Consider the following 15857-nt stretch of genomic DNA (forward strand, 5'->3'; position numbering starts at 1 on the left):
TTTTCTATACGAGACAGCCCCCCCGCCGCGCCCGGGCCCGCCCCCCGGCCGCGCCCGGGCCCCCACCGCGCCGGAGCGAACCCACGCCGTTCCCGGCCCCCGGCCCCCGGCCGCACGACCGACACCAGCCCGCACGCGCCAGCGCGCCCCCCCGCTCCCCTTCCCCGTTCCGTTTCCCGCCGGCGCCCGGCCCGAGGCGTAGGCCCGAAGGCCGAGCCGAACACCGTCCTGCGACAGGGGGCAACCTCGCCCGTGGCTCTTACGCTGACGCCATGACCGACCTCGATCCGCGCCCCGTGGACGCCGGCGCGGCCTCCACCCCTGCCGCCGGCGCGGGCTCCGGGCGGGCCGTGACCGGCATACCCGGCGCCCCCTCCGCCGCCCCGTCCGCCCCTTCCGCTTCCGCCGCCCCCGCCGCCCCCGACGGCCCGGACGAGCCCGAGATACCCGACGCCGAGGCCGGCGTCTTCAGCCGGGCCTACCGCGCGCTGACCTTCGGGATCATCTCCGTCGTCTCGCTCATCGCCTTCGAGGCCAGCGCCGTCACCACGGTCATGCCGGTGGCGGCCGAGCACCTGCACGGCGTCGGGCTCTACGCCTTCGCCTTCTCCGGCTACTTCACCGCCAGCCTGTTCGCCATGGCCCTGTCGGGGGAGTGGTGCGACCGCAGGGGCCCGCTGGCGCCGCTGTTCGCCGGGGTCCTCGCGTTCGGGCTCGGGCTCGTGGTCGCGGGCGCGGCGCAGCAGATGTGGATGTTCATCGCCGGCCGAGGCATCCAGGGCGTCGGCGGCGGACTGGTCATCGTGTCGCTGTACGTCGTGGTCGGCCGCGCCTTCCCGCAGCGGCTCCAGCCCGCCGTGCTGGCCTCGTTCTCCGCGGCCTGGGTGCTGCCGGTGATCGTGGGCCCGGTGGTCGCGGGCTCGGTGGCCGAGCACGTGGGCTGGCGCTGGGTCTTCCTGGCCATGCCCGTCCTGGTGCTGCTGCCGCTGCTGGTGATGCTGCCCGCGCTGCGCGCGCTGCCGCCCGGCGAGCACAGCGCGGCGATGGACCGCCGCCGCATCCTGCTGGCCCTCGCGGTCGCCGCCGGCGCCGGTCTGCTCCAGTACGCGGTGCAGGACCTGCGCTGGCTCTCGCTGCTGCCCGGCGTCGCCGGCGCCGCGCTGCTCGTGCCCTGCGTCCTGCGGCTGCTGCCCGCCGGCACCTTCCGCGCCGCCCGTGGGCTGCCCTCGGTGGTGCTGCTGCGCGGCCTGGCGGCCGGCACCTTCCTGGGCGCCGAGAGCTTCGTACCGCTGATGCTGGTCACCGAGCGCGGCATGTCCCCGACGATGGCCGGCCTCTCCCTCACCGGCGGTGGGCTGACCTGGGCGCTGGGCTCGTACACGCAGAGCCGACCCCGCCTGGAACCGCACCGGGAGCGGCTGATGGGCCTGGGCATGCTGCTGATCGCGCTGTCCATCGCGCTGGCGGCCACCGTGCTCGTCGACGGCATGCCCGCGTGGATCGTCGCCGCCTCCTGGGTCATCGGCGGCCTCGGGATGGGCGTGACGATCTCCGGCGGCAGCGTGCTGCTCCTCAAGCTCTCCCGCCCGGAGGACTCGGGCTCCAACGCCGCCTCCCTCCAGGTCTCCGACGCGCTGGGCAACATCTCGCTGCTCGGCGCGAGCGGCGTCCTGTTCGTCGCCTTCGGCGGCGGCTCGGCCACGGTCGCGGCGCACGACGCCGCCGACGCCGGCACCAGTCATCCGGCCGCCTTCGCCGCCGTCCTGCTGGGCATGGCCGCGATGGCCCTGGTAGGCGCCTTCGTGACGACCCGGCTACGCCCGGCGAGGGCGTAGCCGTCACCGCGTGGTACCAAAGTGACCCCACATCGGTGGTACCGTTTTGGTATGGCCATGAACCTGCGTCTCCGCGACGACCAGACCGATGCCCTCAAGCAGCGCGCCGAGCAGGAGGGCGCCAGCATGCACGCCATAGTGCTGCGGGCGGTCGACGACTATCTAGCACGGACAGCACAGGAGGCGATCGTGCGGCAGACGGCACGGGAGCAGGCGGCCAAGTGGAGCGAGCTTCTGGAGCGGCTCAAGTGACGTACGTATACCTCACGGCCGAGGACGTCCTGGCCATCGCCGAGATCGCCTGCGCCGAGATGGAGATCGTGGTCCGCGACGCGGGGTTACTTGAGTCCGCTGTCCACCGCCCCGCCGCCGCCATGTTCGGTCAGGAGGCGTATCCGGACCTCGTCGACAAGGCGGCGGCGCTGCTGCAGTCACTGGCGATCAACCATCCGCTCTTCGACGGGAACAAGCGCACGGCGTGGATCTCGTGCGTCTCCTTCCTCGCGATGAACGGGGTGCAGTTGCGTCCCGACATCGACGCGGCCGAGCGCCTGGTCATCGACGTCGCCACGGGCGCCGTGGACGAGATCAAGGTGATCGCCGAAGGGCTGCGCGCACTCGCTGACCCCGATGTGACCTGAGTCCCACCCCCGTGCCCTCACCCCCCGTACGCCCGTGCCGGGGGTGGCGGCACGGGTACGCTGACGCGGTTGCCGATTCCGAGTCAGCCCGACGGAGACCGTGACTACCACAGCGAACCACCACCTCTCGCCCGCCTTTCCCGGCCGGGCCCCCTGGGGCACCGCGAACAAGCTGCGTGCCTGGCAGCAGGGGGCGATGGAGAAGTACATCCAGGACCAGCCGCGCGACTTCCTGGCCGTCGCGACCCCCGGCGCCGGCAAGACCACCTTCGCCCTGACGCTGGCCTCCTGGCTGCTGCACCACCACGTCGTGCAGCAGATCACCGTGGTCGCCCCCACCGAGCACCTGAAGAAGCAGTGGGCGGAGGCCGCGGCGCGGGTCGGGATCAAGCTCGACCCGGAGTACTCGGCCGGCCCCGTCAGCCGCGAGTACCAGGGCGTCGCCATCACCTACGCCGGTGTCGGCGTCCGCCCCATGCTGCACCGCAACCGCTGCGAGCAGCGCAAGACGCTGGTCATCCTGGACGAGATCCACCACGCCGGCGACTCCAAGTCCTGGGGCGAGGCGTGCCTGGAGGCGTTCGACCCGGCCACCCGCCGGCTCGCGCTGACCGGTACGCCCTTCCGCTCCGACACCAACCCGATCCCGTTCGTCGCGTACGAGGAGGGCAACGACGGCATCCGTCGCTCCTCGGCCGACTACACCTACGGCTACGGCAGCGCGCTGGGCGACGGCGTCGTGCGCCCGGTGATCTTCCTGTCGTACAGCGGCAACATGCGCTGGCGGACCAAGGCGGGCGACGAGATCGAGGCCCGGCTGGGCGAGCCGATGACCAAGGACGCCATCTCGCAGGCGTGGCGCACCGCGCTCGACCCGCGCGGCGAGTGGATGCCCAACGTGCTGGCCGCCGCCGACCGCCGGCTGAGCGAGGTGCGCAAGGCCATCCCGGACGCCGGCGGCCTGGTGATCGCCAGCGACCAGGAGCAGGCCCGCGCGTACGCCAAGCTGCTGCGACAGATCACCGGCGAGGGCCCGACGGTCGTGCTGTCCGACGAGACGGCGGCCTCGCAGCGCATCGACGACTTCAGCCAGTCCGAGAGCCGCTGGATGGTCGCGGTGCGCATGGTCTCCGAGGGCGTGGACGTGCCCCGGCTGGCGGTCGGCGTCTACGCCACCACCGTCTCGACGCCGCTGTTCTTCGCGCAGGCCGTGGGCCGCTTCGTGCGCTCCCGGCGGCGCGGCGAGACCGCGTCGGTGTTCCTGCCGACTATCCCCACCCTCCTCGGCTTCGCCAACGAGATGGAGGTCGAGCGCGACCACGTCCTGGACAAGCCGAAGAAGGACGGCGAGGAGGACCCGTACGCCGAGGAGGACAAGCTTCTCCAGGAGGCCGAGAAGCAGCAGGACGAGGACACCGGCGACCAGGACCAGCTCTCCTTCGAGGCGCTCCAGTCGGACGCCGTCTTCGACCGGGTGCTCTACGACGGCGCCGAGTTCGGCATGCAGGCCCACCCCGGCAGCGAGGAGGAGCAGGACTACCTGGGCATCCCGGGCCTGCTGGAGCCCGATCAGGTGCAGCTGCTGCTCCAGCGCCGACAGTCGCGGCAGATCGCGCACAGCCGCAAGAAGCCCGACGACGAGGCCGACCTCCTCGAACTGCCCGCCGAGCGCCGCCCCGTGGTCAGCCACAAGGAACTCCTGGCCCTGCGCAAGGAGTTGAACGGTCTGGTCGGCGCGTACGTCCACCAGAGCGGCAAGCCGCACGGCGTGATCCACACCGAGCTGCGCCGGGTCTGTGGCGGCCCGCCGAGCGCGGAGGCCACCGCCGGCCAGATCCGCGAGCGGATCAAGAAGGTCCGGGAGTGGGCCACCCGCATGCGCTGACCGGCGCGCGCACGCGCTGAACGGCGCGCGCGCTCGCGCCACTTGGCCACCGAGCCGGCCCCGTCGCCCCGCGCGACGGGGCCGGCTCGCGTCGTGCCCCGCCCACCCGGGCCGGCCCACCCCGCTCGCGGTCGCACCGTCGCACGCTCTCGTGGTCGGCCCACCCCGCGCGCCGGCGCGTCTCCCGCGCCGGCGCGACCGCGCGACACGCCGAGCCCGGAACGTGCCGCGCTCCTCGCCCCGTTCCGGCCAGCGGCGTCGCGAAGCCGGGCCATCGCCCCATATCGGGGCGCACGCCGGGCGCGAGATGAAACGCAGTTGACCGGATTGTGGACGAGCTCTTCCGCTGAGCGAACTCGCTCGCTAGCGTTCCCCCACGCACACGCCCCGTGGCAGCGCCGCCGCGGAGCGCGGCCGGTGCGTGCGAACCGCGACCGGTGGCCTCTTCCGCGCGCTGCCGATGGGACCGGTGGCGCTGAACCGGAATCAGCCGCCACTCACCCGAGAAGGGGGCGTCGTGACCGCGGAGACCTCCCAGACGCTCGACCGGGGACTGCGTGTCCTCAAACTCCTGGCCGACACCGATCACGGCCTGACCGTGACCGAACTATCCAACAAGCTCGGCGTCAACCGCACCGTCGTCTACCGACTGCTGGCCACCCTCGAACAACACGCCCTGGTTCGGCGCGACATCGGCGGTCGGGCCCGGGTGGGCCTGGGCGTCCTGCGGCTGGGCCGGCAGGTGCACCCGCTGGTGCGGGAGGCCGCCATGCCCGCGCTGCGCGCCCTGGCCGAGGACATCGGAGCCACCGCCCACCTCACCCTGGTCGACGGCGCCGAGGCGCTGGCCGTCGCCGTCGTCGAGCCGACCTGGACGGACTACCACGTCGCCTACCGCGCCGGCTTCCGCCACCCGCTCGACCGGGGCGCCGCCGGCCGCGCCATCCTCGCCGCCCGGGGCGGGCTCGCCGACCTCGGCTACGCCCTGACCCACGGCGAGCTGGAGGCCGGCGCGAGCGGAGCCGCCGCGCCGCTGCTCGGGGTGACCGGCATAGAGGGCAGCGTGGGCGTGGTCATGCTCACCGACGCGGTGCCCGAGCGGGTGGGCCCGCGCGTGGTCGAGGCGGCGAAGGAGGTCGCGGACGCCCTGCGCTGAGCGCCCGCCCTGCCCGGCCGGGGCGGGACGGCCGTCCCTTAGGGTGGCGGACGTGTCTCCTCGCGCTCGTATCCTCGCGGTCTGCTCCACGCTCGTCGTCGCCCTGCTCGCGGTCGCCGCGTTCGCGCCGCTGCCGTTCTCGATCGCCTACCCCGGGCTGACCGCGAACGTGCTCGGCTCCGACCGTGGTCAGCCGGTGATCACCATCTCCGGCGCCCCGACCCGCGAGACCAGCGGGCAGTTGCGGATGACGGCCATCGTCGCCACCGGGCCCGACGCGGACATCCGCTTCAAGGACGTGGTCAGCGCCTGGTTCAACAAGGGCCGCGCGGTCATGCCGCGCGACTCCGTCTACCCGGTCGGCGACTCGCCCAAGGAGGTGGACCGGCACAACCGCGAGGAGATGCGGGAGTCCCAGGACGCGGCGGTCCAGGCGGCGTTGACGTACCTGCACCGCTCGCCGAAGGACGTGAAGGTCACCCTGCGGCTCGCCAAGGTCGGCGGCCCCAGCGCCGGGCTCATGTTCACCCTCGGCATCATCGACAAGCTCGACGGCGACGGCCGGGGCGGCGACCTGACCGGCGGGCGGATCGTGTCCGGCACCGGCACCATCGACGCCGGGGGCAAGGTCGGCCCGGTCGGCGGCGTCGGGCTCAAGCCGAAGGCGGCCAAGCGCGACGGCGCCAGCGTCTTCCTCGTCCCCCGCGAACAGTGCTCCGACGTCACCGACGAGCTGCCCAAGGGACTCACGCTCATCCCGGTCAGGGAACTGAAGGACGCGGTGTCCTCCCTCCGGGCCCTGGCGGCCGGTAAAGCGGTCCCGAGCTGCTGAGCGGCCGGCTCACCAGCCGCAGGCCGACCCGCACCAGCGCCCAGCCACACCGGTCGCGCAGCCAGGCCCAGCTCCCGCCGGCCCACGCGCGCGGCCCGGCCCGACCGGCGGGCCCGGTCGGTGAGCGGTCGTGGGCCAGCCGCCAGGCAGCCGCCTCGGCGCGCAGCTCGCGCGCGCGGTGCTCGTGTATCGACGCGTGCGTCTCGGCGTGCGTCATGGCGCTTCCTCCTCGTCCCGTACGGTCTTCTCCCGCCCGACGCGCTGCTGACCGCCGTCGCGCGGGAAGGCGTGCACGTGGAACCGGACCGAGGCGGCGCCCTCGGCGTCGGCCGGTACCCGGTCCCGGTAGTCCTCGATGACCTCCCGCAGCCGCTGCCCCAGCTCTCCCGTGAGCTCGGGCGTGAGCCACACGGTGAAGTCGCTGATGTCGCCGCGGTTGCGCCACTCCTGCGGCCAGGTGTGCATCGAGCCGAGCCAGGTGGCCAGCTCGCTGGTGTGAATGCTGGCGATCTCGTGGAGCATCAGGTCCACGGCGCCGCGCACCGCCGGGTCGGTGTGCTCGAAGAACGCCTGCGGGTCGCTGACCTGGATGCCCTCGTGCACCGCCTGCCACCAGCGCTCACGGGCCGTGCCCCGCCCGGTCACCTCGCCCACGAAGCCGTACGAGGCGAGCTGGCGCAGGTGGTAACTGGTGGCCCCGCTGGACTCGCCGAGCCGCTCCGCGAGCCGCGAGGCGGTCGCCGGGCCGTCGTGCCGCAGGGACTCCAGGAGCCGCAGGCGCAGGGGATGGGCCAGGCCGCGCAGCGAGCGCGCGTCGAGCTGCCGCACGGGCGGGTTCGGCGACTCCGCGCCCCCGGCCGTCGCCCGCCCGCCGGGGGCGGGGGAGGGCTCGGGGGAGGGCGTGGGGGGTGGGTTCTCCTCGGTGGACATGCCACCAGCGTAAGTACGCAAAGAAAGCATTGCAACATCTTCTTTGCATGACTTTCTTTGCAACGGAGTCTTTGTGATGGGCCCTCCCGGCGAGGACCCGGACCACGCGCGGGGCGGGCTGGACGAGGTGGGCCGAGGGGCGGGCGCGGGGAGAGGCGGGCGGCCCGCGCCGGGCGGGCGTGGCACGTCGGCGGGCCCGGCCGCGCTCGCACCCGCGACCGGGCCCGCCGGAGTGGGCCGCCGCCCCGCCCGTCAGCCCTCGCGGACGAAGCCCTCGGACACCAGCCAGTCGAGCGCCACCTCGTGCGGGTCCTCGCCGTCCACGTCCACCCGGGCGTTGAGCCGCTGGGCCACCGCGTTGGTCAGCCTGGCGGTGATCGGGTTGAGCACCTCCGCGATCCGCGGGTACTTCCTCAGCGTCCTGCCGTTGATCTCCGGGGCGGCGTTGTAGTTGGGGAAGAAGTGCTTGTCGTCCTCCATGGCCACCAGGTTCATCGCCTTGATGCGCCCGTCGGTCGAGGTGACCTCGCCGAACGTGCAGGCCGAGCCCTTGCGCACCTCCCGGTAGATCACACCGGCGTCCATCTTGCTCACCCGCGAGCCGGGCAGCCGCATGTCGTACGCCCTGCGCATGCCGGGCAGCCCGTCGTCGCGGACGGCGAACTCGGTCTCCACGCACAGCCTGAGCGATCCGCCGCCGCGCCGGGTCAGCGCCGCGACGTCGGACAGGTCGCGCAGGCCGTACCTCCTCGCGGTCGCCTGGTTGACGGTGAGCGTGTACGTGTTGTCGAGCCGGGCCGGCGGCAGCCAGGCGATGCCGTTCGCGCGGTCCGCCTCGCGTACGGCACGCCACTGCTCGCGCGGGTCCACGATCGGCTTCTCGTTGCCCTGGTAGGTGATCCACGCGGTGCCCGTGTACTCGTACATCGCGTCCGCGTCGCCCGACCTGACCGCCTCCCGGGCCCCGATCGACCCCTGGATGTTGGTGCGGTCCAGCACCTTGGCGCCGGCCGCCTGGAAGGCGATGCCCAGGATCTGGCCCAGGATGATCTGCTCGGTGAACTCCTTGGACGTCACCGTCAGGTCGGCCCCCGCCAGCGGCTTGCCACGGCCGATCGTCCCCGGCTCCACGTCGTCGGCCATCCGGCTGCCGCTGTGCAGCCCGCAGCCGCCGAGCAGGGCCGGGGCCAGCAGCGCCGCCGCGAGCCCCGCGCCGAGGGCGGCCCGCCCGCGCCGAAGGCGCCCGCCGGCGGCCCGTACGCGCGCCGTCCTCATGCGTCCCCCTCAAGTCCGCGTGGGCGCAGCAGCAACTCGACCACCGAGGCCAGCCAGTCCACCAGCAGCGCGAGCGCCACGGTGAGGACGGAGCCCAGCACCAGGACGGGCATGCGCTGGTTGTTGATGCCCGTGGCGATCAGGTCGCCCAGCCCGCCCGCGCCGCCGAAGTAGGCCAGCGTCGCCGTGCCGACGTTGAGCACCAGCGCGGTGCGCACGCCCGCCAGGATCAGCGGCACGGCCAGCGGCAGCTCCACCCGGCGCAGCACCCCCAGGGCCGACATGCCGATGCCCCGCGCGGCCTCGATCAGCGTCGGGTCGATGGCCCGCAGGCCCGCGATGGTGTTGGCCAGCACCGGCAGCACGGCGTACGCCACGATGCCCACCAGCGCGGCCTTGGTGCCCACGCCCAGCCAGATCACCAGCAGGGCCAGCAGGCCGATGGCGGGTGTGGCCTGTCCGATGTTGGCGAGGGCCAGCACCACCGGGACCGCTGGCCGTAGCCGGGGCCGGGTCAGCGCGATGCCCAGCGGAATGGCGATGATCAACACGAAGAACGTGGAGATCGCGGTGAGTTCGACGTGCTGGCGCAGGCGCAGCCACACGTTGCCGTCCGCGATCGCGTTGCGCGCGATGGAGTCCAGCTCCGCGCCCCGGAACCACAGCCAGGTGGCGAGCAGGCCGATCGCGAGGACGGCGGGCAGGATGGTGAGCTTCTGCCAGGTCAGCCGGGGTGGTGGCGCGCTGGGGGCGGGTGGGGGCCGCTCGGCGTCCTCGGCCCGCGCGTCGTCCCGGAAGGGCAGGCCACGCACCTCGTGTTCGCCGGCCGGCCGTCCGCCCGCCAGCGGCTTTGGCCACACCCGCCGGCTCCGGCCGCGCTCCACCCGGTCCGGGCCGCTCCCGCCGGCCCCGTGCCGGGAAGCGTCGTGGTCCTCGCGCGCGGGTTCGTCCCCGCCCGCGCGGCTCACGCGCCCGCCTCCCGCCCCGGCGTGGCGCTCGCCCCGCCGTCGGCGGCGCCCTCCTGCTCCAGGTGGGTCTGGTGGGCCCGCGTCTCCTGGAGCCGGTGTTGGTGCTCGACGGCGTCCAACCGGTCGGCCTCCAGCAGCTCGTGGACGGAGTTCATCAGCGTCTCCATGTCGACCACGCCGGTGTACTCGCCGCGCCGCCCGGTCACCGGGACCCGGCCCGCGTTGTCGGTGAGCACCGCCTCCAGCGCGTCGCGCAGGGTGGCGTCGCGGGTGACGGTGTCGTGGACGAGGGTGCCGGCGCGGGCCAACGACCCCTTGGCACGGCTGAGGTCCCCGCGCCGCAGCCACTTGTACGGACGGCGGTGCCGGTCCAGGAGCAGCACCTCGTTGATCGACGCCGACCGGAAGAGGTCGAAGATGGACTGCAACGGGTCGTCGATGACCGCGGTCGGGATGTCCTCGACCGTCACGTCCCGTACCCGGGTCAGGTTGAGCCGTTTGAGTGCGGCCCCGGCGCCGACGAACCCGGAGACGAAGTCGTCGGCCGGGTTGGTCAGGATGGCCTCGGGGGTGTCGAACTGGGCGATGTGCGAGCGGTCCCGCAGCACCGCGATCCGGTCACCCAGCTTGATCGCCTCGTCGAAGTCGTGGGTGACGAAGACGATGGTCTTGTGCAGCTCGTGCTGGAGCCGGATCAGCTCGTCCTGGAGGTGGTCGCGGGTGATCGGGTCCACCGCGCCGAACGGCTCGTCCATGAGCAGCACCGGCGGATCGGCGGCCAGCGCCCGCGCCACGCCCACCCGCTGCTGCTGGCCGCCGGAGAGCTGGCGCGGGTAGCGGTCGTGGAACTCCCGCGGGTCGAGCCCCACCAGGTCCAGCATCTCCTCGATCCGGGCGGCCGTGCGGGCCCGGGACCAGCCGACCATCCTCGGTACGAGGGCGATGTTCTGTGCGACGGTCATGTGGGGAAACAGGCCCGATGACTGGATGGCGTAGCCCACCTTCCGGCGCAGCCTGACCGGGTCGATGCCGGTCACGTCCTCCTCACCGATGCGTATGCGGCCCGAGGACGGCTCGATCAACCGGTTGATCATCTTCAGTGTGGTGGACTTGCCGCACCCCGAGGGGCCCACGAGGATCACTGTCTCGCCGGCCCCGATCTCCATGCTGACGTTGTCCACGGCGGGCGCCGCGCTGCCCGGGTAGCGCTTGGTGAGGTTCTCCAGCGCGATGGTGGCACCGGTGGTGGCGCCGCGCTCGGGCGCGTTGCCGCCGGGTCGGCCGTTCGCGGTCTCAGGCACGTATCCCCCTGGATATGGTCAGACGTCCGATGAGCACGTACACGGCGTCGAAGAGCAGCGCGAGCAGCACGATGCCCAGCGTCCCGGCCAGGACCTTGTTGACCGCGTTGGCGCTGCCGAGCGAGGAGATGCCGCGGAAGATCTCGTTGCCCAGCCCCGGGCCCGAGGCGTACGCGGCGATCGCGGCGATGCCCATCAGCATCTGCGTGGAGACCCGGATGCCGGTCAGGATGGGCGGCCAGGCCAGCGGCAGCTCCACCCGCACCAGACGGGCCAGCCGTGACATGCCCAGCCCCCTGGCGGCGTCGACCAGGTCGGGGTCCACGCCGCGCAGCCCGACGATCGCGTTCCGCACGATGGGCAGCAGCCCGTACAGGACCAGGGCGGTCACCGTCGGCGCGACGCCGAGTCCGGTGATCGGGATGAGCAGGCCGATCATGGCCAGGGACGGCACGGTGAGGATGGTCGCCGTGACGGTGATGGCGAGGTTGCCGGCCCACTGGCTGCGGTAGGTGGCCACGCCCACCAGCACGCCGAGGACGGTGGCCAGCACCATGCACTGGAAGACGGCGCTGGCGTGCTGGTAGGTGTCCAGCAGGAGCTGGGTGCGCCGGGTGCCGACGTACTCCCAGAAGCTCATCGCGTCTCTCCTCGATCAGTCATCGGCCGCCTGCTTGACCAGGGGGATGATCCGGAGCGGGACGGGGTTCTCCATCACGATGGCCGTCGAGGCCCGCACGATGCCATCAAAACCCACAACGCGGTCGATCACCCGCTGGAGATCGGCGTTCGAGCGCGCCACCAGGCGGCACAGCATGTCGCCGTGGCCGGTGGTGGTGTGCAGCTCCAGCACCTCGGGCACGGTGCGCAGATGGCTGCGGACGTCCGCGCCCTGGCCCTGCTTGATCTCCAGCGTCGCGAACGCCGTCACCGGGTAGCCCAGCGCCGCCGGGTCCACCTGCGGCCCGAACCCCCGGATCACCCCGCTGGCCTGCAACCGGTCAAGGCGCGCCTGCGCGGTCCCGCGCGCCACCCCCAGCCGCCGCGACGCCTCCAGGACGCCGATCCGCGGCTCCTCGGCCAGCAGCGCGATCAGCCGGCCGTCCAGTCGGTCAATGCCCATCGCCGGCCTCCGCGCCCCCGTCCCGCACACCCCGTCCTACGCCCATGCGACTTGGCCACCTCCATGTGATGGTCATCATGTACAGATCGTCCGGCCGAACTCCGGAACCACTAGTCAACATGTCCAGTGGATGCACAAACTATTGCGCACCTTGTGGATCGGAGAGAGCCTGCGGCTATGACAGAGACCATCGATCAGTCCCCCGAGACGGCCAGGCAGGCCGACCCCTTCCCGGTCAAGGGAATGGACGCGGTCGTCTTCGCCGTCGGCAACGCCAAGCAGGCCGCCCACTACTACGCGACGGCCTTCGGCATGAAGCTCGTCGCCTACTCCGGACCGGAGAACGGCAGCCGCGAGACCGCCAGTTACGTCCTGGTGTCGGGCAACGCCCGATTCGTGCTGACCTCCGTCATCAAGCCCACCACCGACCGTGGGCGCTTCCTCGCGGAGCACGTCGCCGAGCACGGCGACGGCGTCATCGACCTCGCCATCGAGGTCCCGGACGCCCGCGCGGCCTACGCCTACGCGCTGGAGCACGGCGCCACCGGCCTGGAGGAGCCGCACGAGGTCAAGGACGAGCACGGCACCGTCGTGCTGGCCGCCATCGCCACGTACGGCAAGACCCGGCACACGCTCGTCGAGCGCTCCGGCTACGACGGTCCCTACCTGCCCGGTTTCGTCGCCGCCAACCCCATCGTCGAGCCGGCCGCCAAGCGCACCTTCCAGGCCATCGACCACTGCGTGGGCAACGTCGAACTCGGCAAGATGGACGAGTGGGTCGGCTTCTACAACAACGTCATGGGCTTCACGAACATGAAGGAGTTCGTGGGCGACGACATCGCCACCGAGTACTCCGCGCTCATGTCCAAGGTCGTGGCGGACGGCACCCGCAAGGTGAAGTTCCCGCTCAACGAGCCGGCGATCGCGAAGAAGAAGTCGCAGATCGACGAGTACCTGGAGTTCTACAACGGCCCCGGCGTCCAGCACATCGCGCTGGCCACCAACGACATCGTCGGTACCGTCAAGGCCATGCGCGCGGCGGGAGTTCAGTTCCTGGACACCCCCGACTCGTACTACGACACGCTCGGCGAGTGGGTCGGCGAGACCCGCGTGCCGATCGAGACCCTGCGCGAGCTGAAGATACTCGCCGACCGCGACGAGGACGGCTACCTGCTGCAGATCTTCACCAAGCCCGTCCAGGACCGGCCGACCGTCTTCTTCGAGATGATCGAGCGCCACGGCTCGATGGGCTTCGGCAAGGGCAACTTCAAGGCGCTCTTCGAGGCGATCGAGCGCGAGCAGGAGCGTCGCGGCAACCTGTGATCCGCCGCTGAGCGGGCGCGCCGGCCGCCCCTGGCGGTCCTTCCCCGGCGCACGACGACGCTGCCCGGCTCCCCCGCGACGCGGGAGGGCCGGGCAGCGTTCGTGCGCGCCTGGTGGGTCAGCGCTGGTAGGCGCCGATGTCGGCCACGTCGGAGAGCGTGCCCTTGTCCTCCTTGACGACCTGGCTGTCGCGGATCTCGTCGCAGTCGATCGCGTCGTTGTCGTTCAGGACGTCGATCGGCACGTTGACCAGGCCCACGTTGATGCGGTCCACGTCGATGCACGCGTGCGGCAGCAGGTTCACGTTCTGCGAGTAGTCGCCGCCGCTGGTGTCGGACGCGGAGGCGGGGGCGGCACCGACCATGGCGGTGGCGGCGCCGGCGAGGGCGGCGAAAGTAAGGGCCTTCTTCAACACGGGGATTCTCCTCGGGGCATGGGTAGGGCGACGGGGGGGTGGCCAGAGCTGGCCAGGAGGGGCGCGACCCGTCCCTGCCGCTCGCGAGGGCGGGATCGGGTCGCGCGGGCGTCAGCTCTGGTAGGCGCCGACGTCGAGCAGGTCGGACAGCGTGCCCTTGTCTTCCTTGTTGACCTGGCTGTCGCGGATCTCGTCGCAGTCGATCGCGTCGTTGTCGTTGAGCACGTCGACCGGCACGTTGACCAGGCCCACGTTGATGCGGTCGACGTCGATGCACGGGTGCGGAATCAGGTTCACGTTCTGCGAGTAGTCCCCGCCGCCCGTGTCCGAGGCGGTGGCCGGGGCCAACCCCGCGCCAGTGGCGGCGGCGGCGAGGGCCGCGCAGGCGAGAGCCTTCTTGAGCATGGAATTCCTCCTGGTCGGATTTCGACGCCAACTGGTGGAGCCGACACCGCAGGCAACGCGCGCCGCCCCGGGGAAGTAGTGGACCGTTACTCCAAGTGGTGAAGCATCCCCCCCTCACGTGTGACGGCCACGCGGGTCGGGTTGCCTTCGAGGCGCCGCCGTCGCTACCCGCCCGCACCCGCCCGCGACGGACCCGGCCGGCCGGGCGACGACCTGTGACGCGGGGGCACGGGCGCGGCCCGCCGGCCACCGGCGGACCCCACCGGGCGAGCGCCACCGGCGCGCCGGGCGGGGCGGACGGGGGCCGGGGCCGCGCCCCGGGCGCCGGCACCTTCCCCGGACACCGCGCCGGTGCGACGCTGGAAACATGGACGATCTCGTGACGCGACTGAGGGTCGCGCTGCCCGCCGACGCGGTGCTCACCGACCCCGACATCACCGGCTCCTACGCCCACGACATGGCCAGCTTCTGCGCGGCGGGCACCCCCGCCGTCGTCGTCCTGCCCCGCACGGTGGAGCAGGTCCAGCACGTGATGCGCACCGCCAGCGAACTCCGCGTTCCGGTCGTCCCGCAGGGCGCCCGCACCGGCCTGTCGGGCGCCGCCAACGCCTCCGACGGCTGCGTGGTCCTCTCGCTGGTCAAGATGGACCAGATCGTGGAGATCAACCCCGTCGACCGGACCGCCGTCGTCGAACCGGGTGTCGTCAACGCCGTCCTCTCCCGCGCGGTGGCCGAGCACGGCCTGTACTACCCGCCCGACCCCTCCAGTTGGGAGCAGTGCACCATCGGCGGCAACATCGGCACCGCCTCGGGCGGGCTGTGCTGCGTCAAGTACGGCGTCACCGCCGAGTACGTCCTGGGTCTGGAGGTGGTGCTCGCCGACGGGCGGCTGCTCAGCACCGGCCGCCGCACCGCCAAGGGCGTCGCCGGCTACGACCTGACCCGGCTGTTCGTCGGCTCCGAGGGCACCCTGGGCATCGTCGTGCGGGCCGTGCTCGGGCTGCGGCCCGCGCCGCCCGAGCAACTGGCGCTGGCCGCCGAGTTCCCCACCGTCGCCGCCGCCTGCGACGCCGTGTGCGCGATCATGGAACGCGGCCACGCGCCCTCGCTGCTCGAACTGATGGACCGCACCAGCGTCCAGGCCGTGAACGCGCTGACCCGGATGGGGCTGCCGGAGACCACCGAGGCCCTGCTCCTGGCCGCCTTCGACACTCCCGACCCGAGCGCCGACCTGGCCGCCGTCGGCGCCGTGTGCGCCGAGTTCGGGGCCAGCCAGGTGGTGCCGGCCGAGAGCGCCGTCGAGTCCGAACTGCTTCTTGAGGCCAGGCGGCAGGCGCTGCCCGCGATGGAGCGGATCAAGACCGCCACCATGATCGACGACGTGTGTGTGCCCAGGTCCCAGCTCGGCGCCCTGTTCGAGGGCACCGTGGCCATCGCCGAGAAGTACGACCTGACCATCGGCGTCTGCGCGCACGCGGGGGACGGCAACACCCACCCCGCCGTCTGCTTCGACGCCGCCGACCCTGAGGAGACCCGGCGCGCCCGCGAGTCCTTCGACGCGATCATGGCCCTGGGCCTGGAGCTCGGCGGCACCATCACCGGCGAGCACGGCGTCGGAGTGCTCAAGCGGGAGTGGCTGGCGCGCGAACTGGGCCCGGTCGGCCTGGAGTTGCAGCGTGGCATCAAGGACGTCTTCGACCCGCTGGGCATCCTCAACCCCGGCAAGGTCTTCTAGCGCCCCCGCCCGCGCCGCCCGCCCCCGGCAGCC

The 15857-nt window shown here is 72.6% G+C and carries 16 protein-coding genes; 8 read left to right on the top strand and 8 right to left on the bottom strand.

Annotated elements, in window-relative coordinates; all coding sequences use genetic code 11:
• Positions 1-272: 272 nt before the first annotated feature.
• The 6 genes from ACFVFR_RS28730 (at position 273) to ACFVFR_RS28755 (ending at position 6349) form a co-directional block, all read left to right on the top strand.
• Complete coding sequence (locus ACFVFR_RS28730; RefSeq protein WP_383706937.1) at positions 273-1835, top strand: MFS transporter; 1563 nt, start codon at positions 273-275, stop codon at positions 1833-1835.
• A 51-nt stretch (positions 1836-1886) separates the two neighbouring features.
• Positions 1887-2087, top strand: coding sequence for a CopG family transcriptional regulator (locus ACFVFR_RS28735; RefSeq protein ID WP_383706939.1), 201 nt, complete (start codon positions 1887-1889; stop codon positions 2085-2087).
• Positions 2084-2476 carry a type II toxin-antitoxin system death-on-curing family toxin gene (locus tag ACFVFR_RS28740; protein ID WP_383706941.1) on the top strand — a complete coding sequence of 131 codons (393 nt, stop codon included), beginning with the start codon at positions 2084-2086 and terminating at the stop codon, positions 2474-2476. The genes ACFVFR_RS28735 and ACFVFR_RS28740 overlap by 4 nt, the downstream gene beginning before the upstream one ends.
• A 100-nt stretch (positions 2477-2576) precedes the next feature.
• Positions 2577-4361: a DEAD/DEAH box helicase gene (locus tag ACFVFR_RS28745; protein WP_383706943.1), complete on the top strand. Its 1785-nt coding sequence runs from the start codon at positions 2577-2579 to the stop codon at positions 4359-4361.
• 517 nt (positions 4362-4878) lie between these two features.
• The gene (locus ACFVFR_RS28750) at positions 4879-5517 is read left to right on the top strand and encodes an IclR family transcriptional regulator (RefSeq protein WP_383706945.1); all 639 of its coding nucleotides are present in this window, start codon (positions 4879-4881) and stop codon (positions 5515-5517) included.
• 43 nt (positions 5518-5560) lie between these two features.
• Positions 5561-6349 carry a S16 family serine protease gene (locus tag ACFVFR_RS28755; protein WP_383706947.1) on the top strand — a complete coding sequence of 263 codons (789 nt, stop codon included), beginning with the start codon at positions 5561-5563 and terminating at the stop codon, positions 6347-6349.
• A 213-nt stretch (positions 6350-6562) separates the two neighbouring features.
• On the opposite strand, the gene ACFVFR_RS28760 is transcribed toward ACFVFR_RS28755, so the two are convergent.
• From ACFVFR_RS28760 to ACFVFR_RS28785, 6 genes are all read right to left on the bottom strand, one after another.
• Complete coding sequence (locus ACFVFR_RS28760; protein WP_383706949.1) at positions 6563-7279, bottom strand: helix-turn-helix domain-containing protein; 717 nt, start codon at positions 7277-7279, stop codon at positions 6563-6565.
• Positions 7280-7531: 252 nt separating this feature from the next.
• The gene (locus ACFVFR_RS28765) at positions 7532-8554 is read right to left on the bottom strand and encodes a glycine betaine ABC transporter substrate-binding protein (protein ID WP_383706951.1); all 1023 of its coding nucleotides are present in this window, start codon (positions 8552-8554) and stop codon (positions 7532-7534) included.
• Complete coding sequence (locus ACFVFR_RS28770; RefSeq protein WP_383707024.1) at positions 8551-9414, bottom strand: ABC transporter permease; 864 nt, start codon at positions 9412-9414, stop codon at positions 8551-8553. Before ACFVFR_RS28770 ends, ACFVFR_RS28765 begins: the two co-directional genes overlap by 4 nt.
• Before the next feature lie 104 nt (positions 9415-9518).
• A complete protein-coding gene (locus ACFVFR_RS28775; protein WP_383706953.1) occupies positions 9519-10823 on the bottom strand; it encodes a betaine/proline/choline family ABC transporter ATP-binding protein in 1305 nt (434 codons plus the stop codon).
• On the bottom strand, positions 10816-11463 hold the full coding sequence (locus tag ACFVFR_RS28780; RefSeq protein WP_383706955.1) for an ABC transporter permease: 648 nt from the start codon (positions 11461-11463) through the stop codon (positions 10816-10818). The genes ACFVFR_RS28775 and ACFVFR_RS28780 overlap by 8 nt, the downstream gene beginning before the upstream one ends.
• A gap of 15 nt (positions 11464-11478) precedes the next feature.
• Positions 11479-11946 (bottom strand): Lrp/AsnC family transcriptional regulator, encoded by a 468-nt coding sequence (locus ACFVFR_RS28785; RefSeq protein ID WP_383706957.1) that lies wholly within the window; start codon positions 11944-11946, stop codon positions 11479-11481.
• A gap of 177 nt (positions 11947-12123) precedes the next feature.
• Between ACFVFR_RS28785 and hppD the strand changes: the two genes are divergently transcribed.
• The gene (gene hppD, locus ACFVFR_RS28790; RefSeq protein ID WP_383706959.1) at positions 12124-13269 is read left to right on the top strand and encodes a 4-hydroxyphenylpyruvate dioxygenase; all 1146 of its coding nucleotides are present in this window, start codon (positions 12124-12126) and stop codon (positions 13267-13269) included.
• 118 nt (positions 13270-13387) lie between these two features.
• Here the strand turns inward: hppD and ACFVFR_RS28795 are convergent, their stop codons facing one another.
• Positions 13388-13684: a hypothetical protein gene (locus ACFVFR_RS28795; RefSeq protein ID WP_383706961.1), complete on the bottom strand. Its 297-nt coding sequence runs from the start codon at positions 13682-13684 to the stop codon at positions 13388-13390.
• A gap of 111 nt (positions 13685-13795) precedes the next feature.
• A complete protein-coding gene (locus ACFVFR_RS28800; RefSeq protein WP_383706963.1) occupies positions 13796-14089 on the bottom strand; it encodes a hypothetical protein in 294 nt (97 codons plus the stop codon).
• A gap of 367 nt (positions 14090-14456) precedes the next feature.
• On the opposite strand from ACFVFR_RS28800, the gene ACFVFR_RS28805 reads away from it, so the two are divergent.
• Positions 14457-15824, top strand: a complete 1368-nt coding sequence (locus ACFVFR_RS28805; RefSeq protein ID WP_383706965.1) for an FAD-binding oxidoreductase — start codon at positions 14457-14459, stop codon at positions 15822-15824.
• Positions 15825-15857: the final 33 nt, after the last annotated feature.

Origin of the sequence: Streptomyces sp. NPDC057702 (assembly GCF_042799315.1) — a bacterium.
Taxonomy (GTDB): Bacteria; Actinomycetota; Actinomycetes; order Streptomycetales; family Streptomycetaceae; genus Streptomyces.

Bases quoted from the DNA above. Each gene is read 5' to 3' on its own strand.
- ACFVFR_RS28780 (WP_383706955.1), bottom strand. From the start codon at position 11,463: ATGAGCTTCTGGGAGTACGTCGGCACCCGGCGCACCCAGCTCCTGCTG.
- hppD (WP_383706959.1), top strand. From the start codon at position 12,124: ATGACAGAGACCATCGATCAGTCCCCCGAGACGGCCAGGCAGGCCGAC.
- ACFVFR_RS28785 (WP_383706957.1), bottom strand. From the start codon at position 11,946: ATGGGCATTGACCGACTGGACGGCCGGCTGATCGCGCTGCTGGCCGAG.
- ACFVFR_RS28760 (WP_383706949.1), bottom strand. From the start codon at position 7,279: ATGTCCACCGAGGAGAACCCACCCCCCACGCCCTCCCCCGAGCCCTCC.
- ACFVFR_RS28765 (WP_383706951.1), bottom strand. From the start codon at position 8,554: ATGAGGACGGCGCGCGTACGGGCCGCCGGCGGGCGCCTTCGGCGCGGG.
- ACFVFR_RS28805 (WP_383706965.1), top strand. From the start codon at position 14,457: ATGGACGATCTCGTGACGCGACTGAGGGTCGCGCTGCCCGCCGACGCG.
- ACFVFR_RS28735 (WP_383706939.1), top strand. From the start codon at position 1,887: ATGGCCATGAACCTGCGTCTCCGCGACGACCAGACCGATGCCCTCAAG.
- ACFVFR_RS28730 (WP_383706937.1), top strand. From the start codon at position 273: ATGACCGACCTCGATCCGCGCCCCGTGGACGCCGGCGCGGCCTCCACC.
- ACFVFR_RS28800 (WP_383706963.1), bottom strand. From the start codon at position 14,089: ATGCTCAAGAAGGCTCTCGCCTGCGCGGCCCTCGCCGCCGCCGCCACT.